At 51.7% G+C, this 16,521-nt stretch carries 14 protein-coding genes; all 14 read right to left on the bottom strand.

Annotated elements, in window-relative coordinates; all coding sequences use genetic code 11:
• Window position 1: 1 nt before the first annotated feature.
• Entirely contained in the window at window positions 2-766 is a 765-nt protein-coding gene (locus BJP58_RS29590) for a hypothetical protein (protein ID WP_194541691.1), read from the bottom strand.
• A 14-nt stretch (window positions 767-780) separates the two neighbouring features.
• Complete coding sequence (locus tag BJP58_RS29585; protein WP_194541690.1) at window positions 781-1,854, bottom strand: WXG100 family type VII secretion target; 1,074 nt, start codon at window positions 1,852-1,854, stop codon at window positions 781-783.
• A 69-nt stretch (window positions 1,855-1,923) separates the two neighbouring features.
• Complete coding sequence (locus BJP58_RS29580; protein ID WP_194541689.1) at window positions 1,924-2,709, bottom strand: hypothetical protein; 786 nt, start codon at window positions 2,707-2,709, stop codon at window positions 1,924-1,926.
• 218 nt (window positions 2,710-2,927) lie between these two features.
• Window positions 2,928-3,512 (bottom strand): TetR/AcrR family transcriptional regulator, encoded by a 585-nt coding sequence (locus BJP58_RS29575; RefSeq protein WP_194541688.1) that lies wholly within the window; start codon window positions 3,510-3,512, stop codon window positions 2,928-2,930.
• Between the two features lie 205 nt (window positions 3,513-3,717).
• Window positions 3,718-4,359, bottom strand: coding sequence for an orotate phosphoribosyltransferase (gene pyrE, locus BJP58_RS29570; protein WP_194541687.1), 642 nt, complete (start codon window positions 4,357-4,359; stop codon window positions 3,718-3,720).
• Window positions 4,356-5,093, bottom strand: coding sequence for an orotidine-5'-phosphate decarboxylase (gene pyrF / locus BJP58_RS29565; RefSeq protein WP_194541686.1), 738 nt, complete (start codon window positions 5,091-5,093; stop codon window positions 4,356-4,358). Before pyrF ends, pyrE begins: the two co-directional genes overlap by 4 nt.
• A gap of 19 nt (window positions 5,094-5,112) precedes the next feature.
• A complete protein-coding gene (carB, locus tag BJP58_RS29560) occupies window positions 5,113-8,322 on the bottom strand; it encodes a carbamoyl-phosphate synthase large subunit (protein WP_194541685.1) in 3,210 nt (1,069 codons plus the stop codon).
• A 1-nt stretch (window position 8,323) separates the two neighbouring features.
• A complete protein-coding gene (locus BJP58_RS29555; RefSeq protein ID WP_194541684.1) occupies window positions 8,324-9,460 on the bottom strand; it encodes a carbamoyl phosphate synthase small subunit in 1,137 nt (378 codons plus the stop codon).
• A gap of 60 nt (window positions 9,461-9,520) precedes the next feature.
• Complete coding sequence (locus BJP58_RS29550; protein ID WP_194541683.1) at window positions 9,521-10,822, bottom strand: dihydroorotase; 1,302 nt, start codon at window positions 10,820-10,822, stop codon at window positions 9,521-9,523.
• Between the two features lie 120 nt (window positions 10,823-10,942).
• Window positions 10,943-11,854, bottom strand: coding sequence for an aspartate carbamoyltransferase catalytic subunit (locus tag BJP58_RS29545; RefSeq protein WP_194545108.1), 912 nt, complete (start codon window positions 11,852-11,854; stop codon window positions 10,943-10,945).
• Window positions 11,854-12,414 (bottom strand): bifunctional pyr operon transcriptional regulator/uracil phosphoribosyltransferase PyrR, encoded by a 561-nt coding sequence (pyrR, locus tag BJP58_RS29540; RefSeq protein WP_113057195.1) that lies wholly within the window; start codon window positions 12,412-12,414, stop codon window positions 11,854-11,856. Before pyrR ends, BJP58_RS29545 begins: the two co-directional genes overlap by 1 nt.
• Window positions 12,415-12,730: 316 nt before the next feature.
• Window positions 12,731-13,984, bottom strand: a complete 1,254-nt coding sequence (locus BJP58_RS29535; protein WP_194541682.1) for an LL-diaminopimelate aminotransferase — start codon at window positions 13,982-13,984, stop codon at window positions 12,731-12,733.
• 153 nt (window positions 13,985-14,137) lie between these two features.
• Entirely contained in the window at window positions 14,138-16,102 is a 1,965-nt protein-coding gene (gene abc-f, locus BJP58_RS29530; RefSeq protein WP_194541681.1) for a ribosomal protection-like ABC-F family protein, read from the bottom strand.
• 142 nt (window positions 16,103-16,244) lie between these two features.
• Window positions 16,245-16,400 carry a hypothetical protein gene (locus tag BJP58_RS29525; protein WP_194541680.1) on the bottom strand — a complete coding sequence of 52 codons (156 nt, stop codon included), beginning with the start codon at window positions 16,398-16,400 and terminating at the stop codon, window positions 16,245-16,247.
• Window positions 16,401-16,521: the final 121 nt, after the last annotated feature.

Genomic DNA, 16,521 nt, shown 5'->3' with positions numbered 1-16,521 from the left:
ACTACCCTCTCCTTTTCTTGCTCTTCCGGTGCGGTGCCGCAGGCGTACGGCCCTGATTCATTTTATTCAGAAACGCGGCGTTCCGCTGCTCCTTCGGCAATCCCAATACGGGATAATGAGCTTTTAGCTTATCCATGTTGTTCTGGATGAACATATACCGATGAATGAAAACAACGGCCATGTACAGACCGAGAATCAACAACACGGAAAAAGCCGCCATGCCCATTACAAATCCGCCGAGATCGCCGGTTACCGCCACCACGACGTAATAAGCCGTATAACCTATAGCCGCAAACAGTAAGGCCGCTTTGCCCGCTTTACCGACGCTGCCATTGCGCTCCATAGACTGGTAGGTGCCTTGCTGCAGCGCTCTAAAATGCAGCACATAAAACACAAGGAGAAGCAGAAGCATCACCGCTGCCGAACTAAGCCCATACAGAATCGATTCAACTCCGGCCATGTCATACATCATTTTGAGGATAGCGATCTGACAAGTGACCGCCAGAGCCAGTCCGTATATTCCCAAATACAGCACAAAACCGACTTCAGACCGGTACGGATTTGCACTCAGGCCAATTCCCCATAGCAGCATAACCACCCACACCGCCGCAGCCACATACATATATACCGACATCATCGGCGCTGCTAGCGTGACCAGCGCAGGGATCAGCATAATGAATAAAAAACAAACGATGCCGCCCCGTATCTGCTCGGCCGGGATCAGCCGGAAATGAAACTGTTCTTCCTCTGAAATCTTTGCGCTCATCCATGACACTCCCTTTATTTGAACCATCCGGCAATCGTTGAACCTATCTTCTCCGCCCCCATTTTCAATCCTTCGGTTACGGTATCTTTCTTCCCGTCCCCGTCAAAATCCGTAAACTTGATGCCGTCCATAACATAGGAAGCACCCACCGATACGCCAAAACCGATGGCCGCACCCGCAAGGGTGCCAATCGGACCGCCCACTGCTGTCCCAATCAGCGCGCCTGCCTTAGCGCCAGCCGCAGCGGATGCTACGACGGTACCCACACCGACACCCACATCAACTACAGCATCTCCGGCTATCTTTGCCCCGCTCTTGTTCTCGTTGATATTCGTCACCAGATTTCCCACCGTTTGCATGGCGATGCCTGCATAACCAAGTTTACCGCCCTTCCAGCTTAGCGAGTCTTTAACAGCCGCGCCGGGTAGGACGTATTTCGGGATTCGGGGGTGATTCCGCCAGTTGTATTCGGCATAGGATTTTTTGCGGATATTAGCCAGCATCCCGTTCGTCACATTGGCTCGCATATTGCCGCGCTTGTCTTTTTCAAGCCACACGCCAAAGCCGTTCCGGTACATATCCCAGTATTTGTACATCGTACCCGATGCCGTTGCCGTTCCGAACAATACCCCTGCGGCCGCTAGCGGATTACTCTTCCATTGATCCGCCGTTCCGCCGAAAGGCGCAAGCGCATTGAATTCAACCCCCGCTGCCGTCACGGGCGGATGCGTGTTCTTGTTCCCGTTCTGTGCCAGACTCGCCTGAAGCAGCAGATGCGGACTAACCTGGGCAACCGATTGCTTGCCGAAGTTGAGATTGCTGCCGAGCGATTGATCCGTCTGCGAAAAATCACCCGCCTTTTTCACCAGTTGCCCTCGATTTTGCTCCAGACGGCTAACCACCGACTGGCAAGCGGCCCTGCATTGGGCCAGGCGCTGTTCGACCTGGGCACGATGACGCGTCTCCCAGGACATGCTCTGGATACGCTGCTGCATGCGCTCCTGAAGCTGCTGAACTTCTCGTGCAATATCAGATACCGCTGCTCCTTGCTGGTTCAGCATGTCAGGTACCACACGTATTTTAGTCATAACTAATCCTCCATATCGTTGATCGAGAAGGTATAACTTGAAAGTACAGGATCATGATGCAGCCCTTTCTCACTTAATGCGCTCAATGACCGCGCCAAGCTCCCGAATAATTTCCGTTACCGATGCGCCCCAAATTTGATCCTCTTCGCCTTCATTGCGAATCAGCCAGTTGGAATGCTGTCCTCTCAACAGTTCGATTCCCTGTATTCTACAGTTCAGATCCGGGCAATAGTACGCTGTGAAGGTTGCATATCTCTCTGGATGGCTGACGCTTTCGGCCAAGGCGGAAACGACCGATTCCGGGTAGCCTTGTGCAAGCAAATACTTCCGAGGCTCCTGCTCCCCTTGCTCGGCACTCATCCATTGCTGGAACCAGCCTTTAGGCATAGCCAATGGAGCTGTATCCCGGTTCTTCCTATCCTCCAGCTGCAGGTGACTGATGATTTTAAGCCAAGCCTCCGAAGGGGTTCCCAGCGCTTCCAGCACATAGACTCTCGCTCCGTCAGGCCCGCTTTCAATATCAGCCTTTACAACCAGACTTGAACTGTAATAAATGAAACACTCCTTCTGCGCTTCGTCGGAACCGGACACCCTCATATGTATCGTTAACAGGGTCCGGCTGCATACTTCTATGTATTCCAGCAGTTCCTGCACAAGAACCGGCTCGTTACCCGCCGTATCGATCAATCCTTTCTCCTGCAGCTCCTGCTCAATCTTGGCCACCTCTACAGGCATCTCCTCGGCCAGCGTTCCGCGAAAAGGGTCCTCTAACCCAATGACAGCCCGCGCACCGACGATGCCGGTTAGTACAAAGAATTGTTTGCCGGTCAGTTTGATCCTGGATGAAACTTCCAAAGATCTCTCCTCCTTACGGTCAGTCCCGCCTATTTTGTGTTTAAATCTGAGGTTATCATTACTATTATAGGTGAGACGTCTCCTTCCCCTCTACCAAGTCGTGGCCCTAAATTTATAGGAACATATACCCAAATCAGCCGATCTTCAAACGATTCATCAATAAAATTTTATAAAAAAAACATTCCCGGATCGAAATCACCTCTGGAATGTTCTTATACTCATATTAGATTAGTCGAATCTTCCTGCTGGATAATTCCATGATATAGAATCGTCATCAGCTGTTCACTAACCGCGTTCAAACTTCCCAAACCATGGTACCATTCGGTCCGTGCCGTAAATTCCTTGATGAAAGTCAGGAATGCGACCAGTACCTGGGGAGAGATGTCTTTCCGTATCTGTCCAAGCTGCTGGCCTTTAAAGATCAGCATTTCGAATTCCGGAACAACGAATTTCTGGTTGAATTGAAGCAGCTTGTCCATCTGCTCCGGGAATTTGGCCAGATCCGCCACAAATTTCTGGGATACCAACGCCGAAAATTTGTCCTGATCCCTGTAAAAGACCTTTAACGCCTCAAGCGGATCTTTTGCCTGATCCATAATATCACGGTATAGCGCCATGAGCTCCTCGACCATCCGGTCCACCACATGCTCCAATAAGCCCTCTTTGCTCTGATAGTAGTTATAAATCGTCATTTTGGAAACGGGGACCGCTTCGGCAATCTGCTCCATGCTCGTCTGCAAAATCCCTTGCTCCATGAACAACCGCTTCCCGGCTTCAAGCACTGCTTCTTTCTTTGCATTCATCTGTTAGACTAAATCCCTTCTATATAAGCATAAGGACACCGATAGCTGGCTGCAGCCGCGTACAGTCCTAATGTAACGATCCAGCCATCCGCTGTCAACCCGGCATCCTCCGGGGATTATCTTTGGCTTTGGAATATAAAAAAGCTGCCGCTCTGCGATAACTCACAAAGGCGACAGCCGGATTATCCTAGCTTGTATACGTTGTTTACACACCAAAGGAAGCAGGATTCGATCTCCAGGATTGAAGAAGCTCCACATCCTGTTCCTGAATCCGATTCTCGGATAGCGCAACTTCAATCAGCGCTCCGTAGTTGGACAAGCTCTGCAGCGGAATCCCAGCTTCGGCGAAGGCTTGCACTGCTTTATCCAGCTGGTAGCTGAAAATAGCCAATACCGCCAGCGGCTCCGCTCCTGCATCCTTGACCGCTTGCGCCGCTTTTAGCGAGCTGCCGCCCGTGGAGATCAGATCCTCGATCACAACCACCTTTTGACCGGGCTTGATCAAGCCTTCGATCAGGTTTTCCTTGCCATGCCCCTTTGCTTTGTCCCGAATATAAGACATTGGCAGATTCATCTTCTGGGATACAAAGGCCGCATGCGGAATCCCGGCTGTGGCCGTACCGGCAATGGCCTCGGCCTCCGGATATTGCTCCCGGATGACGGCTGCGAACGATTCAGCAATGTAGTCGCGAATCTCGGGAAAAGACATCGTCAAGCGATTATCACAGTAGATCGGGGACTTAATTCCCGACGTCCATGTAAACGGCTGATGGGGCCTAAGGGAAACGGCCTCAATCTTCAGCAAATAAGATGCGATCTGATGTGGAATATTCGCGAGTGTACTCATGCTTGAATCATCTCCTCAATAATCTGTTCTGCTGCTTGTCTCGGGTTCGGGGATTCCGTAATCGGGCGGCCGACAACCAGATAATGACTGCCCTTGCGGATGGCTTCCCCTGGTGTAAGAACCCGTGCCTGGTCTCCGATATCCGCACCGGCCGGACGAATACCTGGTATAACGGTCTTAAACGCTTGTCCGCATGCGGATGTTATGGCCTCCACTTCAAGCGATGAAGCGACGACGCCATGCAGCCCGGCTTGCTGAGCCAGCTTCGCATATCGTACGACCGCATCTTCTACCAAACCCGGGATACCGATTTCGTTATTCATGACATCCTGACTCGTACTAGTCAACTGGGTTACCGCAATGATGGTAGGCATGGCAAGACCCGGGGTGTCCGCCACTGCGGCCTCCGCCCCGGCTTTTGCCGCCTGCATCATGAGAGCGCCGCCGCCGGCATGGACATTAAACATGTCCACACCCAGCCGCGTTACGCTGTTCGCCCCGCCTTTTACCGTGTTCGGAATATCATGCATCTTCACATCCAAAAATACGGAATAACCTTTTGCTTTCAATTCCTTGACAAAATCCGGACCGGCTGCGTAGAACAGCTGCATGCCGACCTTCATATAACACGGGATGCCCTCCAGCTGCTGCACCAATGCTTTTGCGCGCTGGGCATCCGGGTAATCCAGGGCCACCATCAGGCGGCCCGCCATTTCATTGTAGCTGGCGCTCATCTATACCCCTCCTTCTCGATTAAACAACCGGCATTGCTTCAGAGGAGAAGTTGATGGTCTCCAGCATCGTCAGAAGCTCACGAACCGTATCGAGCGAGGTCATACATACCACACCGTTTTCAACCGCTTCACGGCGAATTCGGAATCCGTCACGCTGCGGCGTTTTACCTTTGGTCAATGTGTTAAAGACGAAGTTGGCTTCACCTGTGCGGATCATATCCAGAATGTTCGGCGTTCCCTCGGACAGCTTATGAATGGTGGTCACATCAAGGCCCGCTTCCTTCAATGCTGCTGCCGTGCCGCCTGTTGCGATGATTTTATAGCCAAGCTTATGGAAGCCTTTCAGCAGTGCTGCAGCTTCGGCTTTATCCTTATCTGCGATGGTAGCGATGATCGCTCCTGTTGAAGGAATTTTCATGCCTGCACCGATCAGACCTTTGTACAGCGCTTTGGCATACTTCACGTCTCGGCCCATAACCTCACCGGTAGACTTCATTTCCGGTCCAAGGGTAGGCTCAACGCGGCGAAGTTTAGCAAAGGAGAACACCGGTACTTTAACCGATACATGTTCGCTTTCCGGCCACATGCCTTCCTCGTATCCAAGCTCCTTCAGCTTGCCGCCCATGATCGCCTGTGTTGCCAGGTTGGCCATCGGGATGCCTGTGACCTTGCTCAGGAACGGAACCGTCCGGGAAGAACGCGGATTTACTTCGATTACGTACACTTCATTTTTATAGATAACGAACTGGATGTTAACAAGTCCGCGTGTATTCAGCTCTTTGGCAATCTTGATCGTAATTTCCGCAATCTTGTCCTTCAGATCCTGGGACAAGTACTGAGGAGGATATACCGCAATCGAGTCGCCGGAGTGAACGCCTGCGCGTTCTACATGCTCCATGATGCCTGGAATCAGCACCGTCTCGCCATCACAGATCGCGTCTACTTCCACTTCTTTACCCATCATGTAACGGTCGATCAGAACCGGATGATCCGGGTTGATCTTAACCGCCTCTTTCATGTAACTCAGCAGTTCGCTGTCGGAGTATACAATCTCCATGGCGCGTCCACCGAGTACATAAGATGGTCTTACCAAAACAGGATATCCCAGCGATTGCGCGGTTTCTACAGCATCATCAACCGAAGTTACCGTTTTTCCTTTCGGTTGAGCAATCTCCAGTCTGGACAGAAGCGCTTCGAATTTTTTACGGTCCTCGGCTTCGTCAATGCTTTCCAAGCTGGTACCCAGAATCTTCACGCCCGCCTTGCTCAGCGGCTCAGCGAGGTTAATAGCTGTCTGCCCGCCAAACTGTACGATGACACCGATCGGTTTCTCCTGCTCAATGACGTTCATGACATCTTCGAGGAAGAGCGGTTCGAAGTAGAGTCGGTCCGACGTATTAAAGTCAGTGGAGACGGTCTCCGGGTTGTTGTTAATGATAACTGCTTCGTATCCCGCCTTCTGGATCGCCCATACAGCGTGCACCGTGGAGTAGTCGAACTCGATTCCCTGACCGATCCGGATCGGTCCGGAGCCCAGTACGATGACCTTCTCCTTGGCGGATTCGATCACTTCATTCTCGGTTTCGTACGTCGAGTAGTAGTACGGTGTCGTTGCTTCAAACTCCGCCGCGCAAGTATCGACCATTTTGTAAACCGGGCGCAATCCATGCTCGCGACGCAGGAATCCGATCGACTCCTCGGTTGTGTGCGTGCTGGCATTGCCTTCCGCGCGCAGCTCAGCTATAGCGCGATCCGTAAAACCGAGCCGCTTCGCTTCGTACAGCGTTTCGTATGTCAGTGCCGCTTCGCTGCGAATGTGCTCTTCATACTTAATCAGGCGTTCGATTTTGTCCAGGAACCACCAGTCGATCTTCGTCAGGTCCTGAATCTGCTGAAGTCCATACCCCCGGCGGAATGCTTCCGCGATCAAGAACATCCGCTCATCGTCGGCTTTAATCAGACGCTGCTGGAGCACTTCATCACTCAGCTCGTTCGCGCCTTTCAAGTAGAGTCGGTGCACGCCGATCTCCAGAGAGCGAACCGCTTTATGGATCGATTCTTCGAAAGTACGGCCAATCGCCATCACCTCGCCGGTGGCCTTCATCTGAGTTCCCAGCTTCCGGTTAGCATGGATGAACTTGTCGAATGGCCAGCGTGGAATTTTGCTGACGATATAGTCCAGCGTAGGCTCAAAACAAGCATAGGTCTGTCCCGTTACCGGGTTGACGATCTCGTCCAGGGTGTAACCCATCGCGATTTTTGCTGCCATCTTCGCGATCGGGTAACCCGTTGCCTTGGAAGCAAGGGCAGAAGAGCGGCTGACGCGAGGGTTTACCTCGATGACATAATATTGATAGCTGTTTGGATCCAGCGCGAATTGCACGTTACATCCGCCCTCGATGTTCAGGGCACGGATGATTTTCAGCGATGCCGATCTGAGCATTTGATACTCGCGATCGGACAGCGTTTGGCTTGGCGCCACGACGATGCTGTCGCCGGTATGAACGCCGACCGGATCAAAGTTCTCCATGTTACATACCACGATGCAGTTATCGTTTGCGTCGCGCATTACCTCATACTCGACTTCTTTCATTCCCGCGATGCTCTTCTCGATCAAACATTGTGTGATCGGGCTGTAGCGAAGTCCGGAGCTGACCGTTTCGCGCAGTTCCTCTTCGGTTGCGCAAATCCCCCCGCCAGTGCCTCCGAGCGTGTATGCCGGACGCACGATCACCGGATAACCGATCTCATTCGCGAAATCAAGCGCTTCTTCCAGAGTCGTTACGATGGTGCTTTCCGGTACGGGCTGATCGAGTTCGCGCATCAGATCACGGAACAGATCGCGGTCTTCGGCTTTCTCGATGGACTCCAGCTGCGTTCCGAGCAGCTTCACATTCTCCTGCTCCAGAATACCGGCGCGTGCAAGCTCAACTGCCATGTTCAAGCCCGTTTGCCCTCCAAGCGTCGGGAGCAAACCGTCCGGACGCTCTTGACGGATGATCTGTGTAACAAAGTCGAGCGTAATCGGCTCGATATATACTTTATCCGCCATGTTTGTGTCGGTCATGATGGTCGCCGGGTTGCTGTTGATCAGCACAACCTCGATACCTTCTTCTTTCAATGCTTGGCAAGCCTGTGTTCCAGCGTAGTCGAATTCCGCTGCTTGCCCGATGACAATCGGACCGGAGCCGATGACGAGAATTTTTTTCAATGTATCATTTTTAGGCATATTAATGAGCTCCTTTCACGGCTGCGGCCAGAACCGCCTGGCGCGGTTTCCGGATTTCATTCTGTTTATGGTCTCTTATCATCTCAAGGAATTGATCGAACAGATAGCTGCTGTCGTGCGGACCAGGTGCAGCTTCAGGATGATATTGCACGGAGAAGGCCGGGAATTTCGTGTGTTTCAAGCCTTCGATCGTTTTATCGTTATTGTTAATATGCGTAACTTCCAGATCCGTCCCTTTGATGGATTCTTCGTTTACGGTATATCCATGATTTTGGGAAGTGATGTAGCAGCGTCCGCTGGCAAGCTCTTTTACCGGATGGTTCCCGCCGCGGTGGCCGAATTTCAGCTTCTCGGTATCGGCGCCCGCAGCCAGCGCAAACAATTGGTGGCCAAGGCAGATGCCGAAAATCGGATATTCGCCAAGCAGTTCTTTAACCATGTCGACCGCGTACGGAACGTCTTTTGGGTCCCCAGGGCCGTTGGACAACTGAATGCCGTCCGGGTGAAGTCTGCGGATTTCATCAGCCGTCGTGTCATGTGGAACGACCATCACATCGCATCCGCGGGAAGTCAGTTCGCGCAGAATTCCGCTTTTTGCACCGAAGTCAACCAGAACGATCCGCTCCTTGGAGCCCGGACTTGTAAACATTTGCGGCGTAGAGGTTTTCGCCACCTGGTTGCGGAGTTCAGCGATCGTCGTATCGCCGAGCATTTCCTTGAGCTCTTCCACCGGTTTGTTTGAAGTGGTCAGAATCCCTTTCATCGTACCGTAGTGACGAATAATCCGGGTCAGCATCCGCGTATCAATCTCGCTGATCCCTGGGATACCGTATTCCTTTAATAAGCTGTCAACACTGTACTCTGCACGCCAGTTGCTAGGAACAGGCTCATGACGACGAACAACGAATCCGTGGACAAATGGTCGAATGGATTCAAAGTCATCCCGCGTGATGCCGTAGTTCCCGATCAAAGGGTACGTCATGGTCACGATCTGTCCGCAGTAAGACGGGTCGCTCAGCACCTCTTGATATCCTGTAATCCCTGTATTGAAAACAACCTCTCCGGTCATTTCAGCATCCGCGCCGAAGGATTTTCCGCTGAACAGCGTTCCGTCCTCCAGTAACAATCTTGCCTGCATCCCGATCACTCCTGTCATCTATGTGTAATTTATTTTATTAGTCAATTGCCTAAGTGTTACTTAGAACCCGCTCTTTTCAGACCATTTCACTTCGCCATCCACCCAAGTCATCACGGGCCAGCCTTTCAGCTTCCAGCCAGTAAACGGCGTGTTGCGGCCTTTCGTTGCGAACTCTCCCGGGTTCACTTCTTTCTCGGCTTCGAGATCAATCATCGTCAGGTCCGCGGCTTTACCGGCTTCCAGCACGCCGGATTCAAGACCGAATACTCTTGCCGGATCGCTTGTCATCCGCTTCACCAGCAAGCTAAGATCCCATTTTCCTGTGACAACGAACTTGGTATAGAGCAGCGGGAATGCTGTTTCGAATCCCACGATACCGAATGGTGCAAGCTCCATGCCTTTCGCCTTCTCTTCCGCACTGTGCGGCGCATGATCCGTTACGATCATATCGAGCGTTCCATCCAGCAGACCTTCTATACAAGCCTCCACATCACGCGGGGTGCGCAGTGGCGGGTTCATCTTCCAGTTGGCATCCAGGCCGGGAATATCCTCGTCAGAGAGAACCAGATGGTGCGGACATACCTCGGCCGTTACCGAGATGCCAATCGCTTTTGCCTGGCGGATCAAACGTACGGACTGCTCTGTGCTCACATGGCATACATGGTAATGTACGCCGGTGGCTTCTGTCAGCAGTATGTCCCGTCCGACATGGATTGCTTCCGACTCGTTGGGTATACCTTTCAGGCCGTGCTTCTGAGCGAATTTGCCTTCAGTCACGCAAGCCCCTTTGACCAGCGAGTCATCCTCACAATGTGCAATGACCGGCATGCCCAGTGCTTTTGCCTTGTTCATGGCATCTTTCATCATCTGTGCGTTCTGCACACCAACGCCGTCATCCGTAAACCCGATCGCACCTGCTGCCTTCAAGGCCTCAAAATCCGTCAGTTCACGGCCCAGCTCGTTTTTCGTAATGGCAGCGTAAGGCAGCACCTTGGCCAGACCCGCTTTGCTAGCCTTATCCAACACAAGCTTCACGGTTTCCGGCGAATCGGTCACCGGTCTTGTGTTCGGCATGCAGGCGATGGTTGTGAATCCGCCTTTCACTGCCGAGCGGCTGCCGCTCTCGATCGTTTCCTTGTGCTCATAACCCGGCTCTCTCAAGTGCACATGCATATCGATGAATCCCGGTGTGACCAGTTTGCCCTCGGCATCGATGATCTGAACGTTCTCGCCAAGTTCCGGCAAAGCTGCGAGATCACTCGTAACCGACTGAATCAATCCGTCTGCAATGACGATATGTTTATCTTCGAGCTGTCCTTGTTCATTGATCACTTTGGCATTCTTTATCACTTGCATTTGCATCTTGGTCCCCTCCGCAGTAGAAGCACCGTTCGCTTCTTTGTATATTGTATAATAAAAATTCATATTTGTGTATAAATATTAATATTCATTCATCCTGTACACCGTATTTCGCATTTCGAATCAGCCCATCGCCCGTTCCATAACCGCCATGCGAATCGGCACACCGTTTGCCATCTGCTTGAATATCATCGATTTGGGACTTTCCACGACCGCATCGTCGATTTCAACGTTCCGGTTCACCGGTGCCGGGTGCATAATCATCGTATGCCCGGGCAGCTTGGCCGCCCGTTCTTCCGTCAAACCATACTGCTGCCGGTATTCCGCGCTGGATTTGAATACACCTTCGTTATGGCGTTCCAGCTGAACCCTCAGCATCATCACTACATCTGCCTTCAGTGCCTTCTCCATCGAGACATAGGGTGCATACTGGGCTAGCTCTGGTGCCTGCATCGATTCCGGTGCGCAGAATTGCACATGAGCTCCGAACTTCTGCAATGCCCACAGGTCTGATCGTGCAACCCGACTATGCTTGATGTCCCCGATAATGGATACCGTCAATCCTTTAAGCTCTCCGAAGCATTTCTTCATCGTGTACAGATCCAGCAGCGCCTGGGTAGGATGTTCGTTGTTGCCGTCCCCCGCATTGACCAGCGGGATCGAGATCCGCTTGGCCAGCTCCTGCAGTACTCCGGAGGGTTTCAGCCGGATGACGCCCGCATCGATCCCCATGGATTCCAGTGTCCTCACGGTATCGTAGATGGACTCGCCCTTCTCAACGCTGGAGGCTGCCGCTGCAAAGTTCATCACCTCGGCGCCGAGTCTTTTCTCAGCCATTTCAAACGAAAATCTCGTTCTGGTGCTGTTCTCGAAGAACATATTAACCGCAAATTTCGATTTAAGTACCGGCACCACTTTCTCGGACTGTGCTTCCCAATATGACGCCCGACTCAGGATCGATCCAATCTCGTCTCTGCTAATATCCTTCAAACCTAAGAGGCTACGTTCTTTCAATGAAATGGCTGTTGTCATGATTATCGTTCCTCTCTTTGGCTAATGGTCACTTCATCCTTGCCGTCGATTTCGGTTAATGCAACCGTAATTTCCTCATGTTTGGAGGTAGGAACGTTCTTGCCGATATAATCCGGCCGGATCGGCAGTTCGCGATGCCCGCGGTCTGCCAGAACCGCCAGCTGTATCATTCTAGGCCGTCCGCAGTCCATCAGGGCGTCCATCGCAGCCCGAATCGTCCGTCCGGTGTACAGCACGTCATCGAACAAAATAACCTTCTTGTCATGAATGTTCAGATGTTCCAGGCTGAGCTTCGCTCCTGCTCCCCGTTCTGCAGCCGCTTCTTTGCTGTCTCGGTCATCGCGGTAGGAAGTCACATCGATCTCTCCCCATGGAATCGGCGTGCCTTCAATCTCATTCATTCGCTCAGCGATTCTCTGAGCCAGGAACACGCCGCGTGTGCGAATGCCGACCAGGACGCAGTCCTCAATCCCCTTATTCTTTTCCAATATTTCATGGGCAATTCTCGTTAGGGCGCGGCGGATGGCCGTCTCGTCCATAATCACATGCTGTTCGTTGCTCATCCTTAAGTCCTCCTTCTAAACGTTTGATTAGCCCTTTGTAGTTCAGACGATCCGTGAGTTCATTACACACAAAAAAACTCCTTGCCCGGCTGGACAAGGAGTTGATCTCATAGAGATAGTGTGGAAAGCGCAGTTTCTATCCGCAGACAGAGCTATGCCTTCTGTTAATGAACCTCGGTTCACGTTACCTTGCCAGCCTCACGGGACTGATTTAAAGGTGCTATTCGATTGAATTCATTATGACAGACCCTACAGGAGATGTCAACAGTATTCAAGTCGTATGATGTCGCGTACCAAGCGGAGTTATAACATATCACTAAAATTCAAATTCAACATCGCTAAGTCTTCTGCGAATTTCGGAAATGACGCGTTTCTCTTCTTCCTCACCGTCAGCAATAAAGGTAACGGAGAAGCGCACGAAATGTCCCGCATCATCCCAAGGTACGGTGGAGATCAATTTCTCGCGTATCAGATACTGGGAGAAATCCTCGCCGGACTCAAAACGGCGCCCGCCTTTAACGCCTTTTGGAGCTTCAACGTAGAGGAAGAAGGAGCCCTTCGGCTTCTCGGCTGTAAAACCAAGCCCGTTCAACACGTCCACCAGCATATTGTGGCGGCGGGAATACTTCTCAGCGATCTTCTCCGTAATTTGCGGATTGTCCAGACCGTATGCGGCAGCCTTTTGAATGGCGATGAATTGTCCTGAATCGTTGTTGTCCTTCACATCGCCAAACGCTTTAACCACTAGCGGATTACCGGCGATGAAACCAATGCGCCATCCCGTCATGTTGTAAGATTTGGACAGAGAATGAAGCTCCACGCCAACATCCTTCGCGCCGGGGACGGAGAGAAAGCTGAGCGGCTTCAAGCCGTCGTAAGTCAGCGCCGCATAAGGAGCGTCATGGACAACTACAACACCATACTTGCGGGCCCACTCAACGACCTCGGTGAAAAACTCGACCGTTGCGCTGGCACCCGTCGGGTTGTTCGGATAGTTCAGGTAGAGCAGTTTGGCACGACGGGCAATGTCCTCAGGGATCGAGCTGAGATCCGGCAGAAATCCGTTCTCTTTTTTCAGTTCCACATTGTAAACTTCACCGCCCAAATACTTGGTATGCGTACCGAGTACAGGATATCCGGGTACCGTCATGATGGTGATGTCCCCAGGATTAATGAAGCAGGATGGCAGCATCGCCAATGCAGGCTTGGAACCGATGGAATGAAGAACCTCTGTAGCGGCATCAATGCCTTCTACGCCAAATACATTCTTCAAGTAGCGAACGGCTGCTTCCTTGAACTCGGGAATTCCGTTATCCGCATAGCCGCGATTTTCCCGCTTCCCTGCTTCTTCTGCCAGCTTCGCCACGATGCCTGCATCCGCCATCTCATCCGGCTCGCCAACCCCCATATCGATCAGCTCCGTGCCAGGATGCTCCTGCTTCGCCGCTGCCTTGGCTCTTTTGATCTTCTCGAATTTATAAATGGCTGTATCTTTGCCATAATTAGCACCACCGATCCGGTTGGCAAAGTTCTGTTGAATGTACGTTTCCTGATATTTATCCATGCTCATGATTTGTATTCATCTCCTACTCTAGCTTTCATACTCATCCTAAATATGCAGGAAAATCATAACTGGAGCCATGCATTATATATCAAATGATTTGTACTTTTCCGGCTGGTCGGAGCTGGTAAATCATATGGTGTTCATATTCGAATTCGTACTTTAAGTCAGATCCAGCCATTCCGCAAGGAGCTCATCACGACTCGCGGATAACAGCTCTCGGTCGTTCCAGCGCTGCTCGAGCAGCGACAGATCCGTATCCTCGTGTAAATCGCCGCCTTCACTCTCAAGCCAGCCGTCAAGCTGCCGAATGCGGGTCTCAATACGTGCAATTTCCTCCTCCAACCATTTGGCCCTTTCGGCGGAAGAACGATCCGCATTTACGTTCTTGGCAAGCAGAGCAGGGCTATCCTTCGCTTGGGGCTGCGGCTCCGCCTTCTGTTTCGAGATACCCTCTCTCCCTGCTGATAAATCCTTTGCCTGTAGTTCAGCTTCAAGCCGTTCTTTCTTATCCCGGAAATCATCATAATTTCCATGATAGACCGTCAGCTTCCCTTGATTTAAATCCCACACTTTGCGAGACACTTGATTCACGAAATAACGGTCATGGGAAATGGCAAGAATGGTCCCCGTATAACCCTGCAATGCATCCTCCAACGCTTCACGGGAGGCAATATCCAGATGGTTCGTGGGTTCATCCAGAAGCAGCAGGTTCGGCTTCTGATGGATGAGCAGCGCGAGTCTCAATCGTGTCCATTCCCCTCCGGACAGCTGCCCCACCGATCTGAATACGGACGCGCCATAGAACAGATACCTTGCCAATATCCCTCGGGCTTCTCCCTCTTCGACTCCGGCCTTCTCCCGGAAATATTGGAGCACCGTTGCCTTCGGATTGTCCGGTTCCTCCTGCTGAGCCAAGTAACCGACATCGACACGCGAACCCCATTCAAGCGAACCGGAATCGGGTGTCAGCTCGCCCAACAGCACTTTAAAAAGCGTTGTTTTCCCGCTGCCGTTCGAGCCCATCAGCGCGATTTTCTCGCCGAATTCGATTAGACCGGATGCCCCCCTCAGCACCGCCTGATTCCCATAGGAAACCTCAACTTGTTCAAAGTATGCCACGCGGCGGCCGGAACGATCCTGAGGATTCAGGTCAAACTCAGCCTGTCTTCGTTCCAGCACGGGGCGCTTGACCCGCTCCATCCGCTCTAATGCCCGTCTCATGGAGGCCGCGCGCTTGAAAAACTTCTCATTGCCGCCAATCCGGCCGAATTCTTCAAGCTGCTTGATGGATTCCTTCATCTTCTTGATAACTTTCTGCTGCTCTTGATATTCGGCGAACTGCTGCAGCAATCGCTCTTCCTTATCTTTCATGAACGCAGTATAGCCGCCATGAGCAGTGAAAACCTCGCCATCTTCAATCTCTATCGTTTTGGACACCACCCGGTCCAGAAAATATCGGTCGTGAGAGATAATGACGCAAGTTCCCGAATATTCGCGCAAGAATTCCTCCAACCATTCCGTGCGTGCTAAATCCAGATGGTTGGTTGGTTCATCGAGCAGGAGCAAATCCGGCTGTACAATCAGCTGCGATGCCAGCACGACACGTGTCTGTTCTCCACCCGACAACGAACCAAAAGCCGATCCGTACTCACTCTTGGGTATTTGCAGCCCGGTAGCGATTTTATCGATGCTTGCTTCCAGCTCATAGCCGCCCTCTGTTTCAAACCGTTCCTGAAGCGCTGAGTATTTCCGCAGCACTCGATCGAGCAGCTCAGAATCTCCGGCGATGTCCGGGTCACTCATTTTTTCCTCAAGCTCCGTCATTTCCGCTCGGTAATCCTTCAAGTGACGCAACCCCTGTGCCAGTACATCCTGCACCGTCCAGGTATCCATATGGCTCGGGATTTGCTCCAAATATCCGATTTTTGCCCCCTTCTTGATGGCCAGCAGCCCTTCGTTGGGCTGATCCAGACCCGCTAGCAGGCGCATCAGCGTCGACTTTCCGCTGCCGTTCCTTCCGATAAGCGCGACCTTCTCGCCTTCCTGTATTTCAAACGAGATCTGGTCCAGTACCAGATGAGCACCGTGGTATTGCGTCAGTTTCTGTACATTAATCATATTCATTCTAGGTTTCCTCCTGTTTGCTGCAAACAATTCAACTCGTTCGCAAAGCGTATAAATTAAGGAGAAGACCGGACTGCAAACGCAAAAAGGGCCCACAGAGCAAGCTCCGCAGACCCTTAAGAATAGTAAGCCTTAAATAGGCTTAATCCGTGTAGGCAGGCAGGTGACTTCTCGCGATGGTACAAACCGTATCATTAAAATTGGACAGACCTCTCCCGTTGTAGAGAAATGCATGAACAATGCCAGCCATAGCTATAGGCAGCTGGCTAATACGGTTGTTAACCATCACGATATTCATCCTGCTCACCTCCTTCATTAAAGTTATCGTCACTATAACATATCCATGGTTTGGATGGCAAGAGAAATAGCCCCACAAAGTGGAGCCTATGCTTCGATGCTTATTCCAAATGCTTTGCGGG

The sequence above is a fragment of the Paenibacillus sp. JZ16 genome, assembly GCF_015326965.1.
Taxonomy (GTDB): domain Bacteria; phylum Bacillota; class Bacilli; order Paenibacillales; family Paenibacillaceae; genus Paenibacillus_AQ.
Note: the sequence above shows the minus strand (reverse complement) of the source record. Positions and strands in the feature narration are given on the sequence as shown.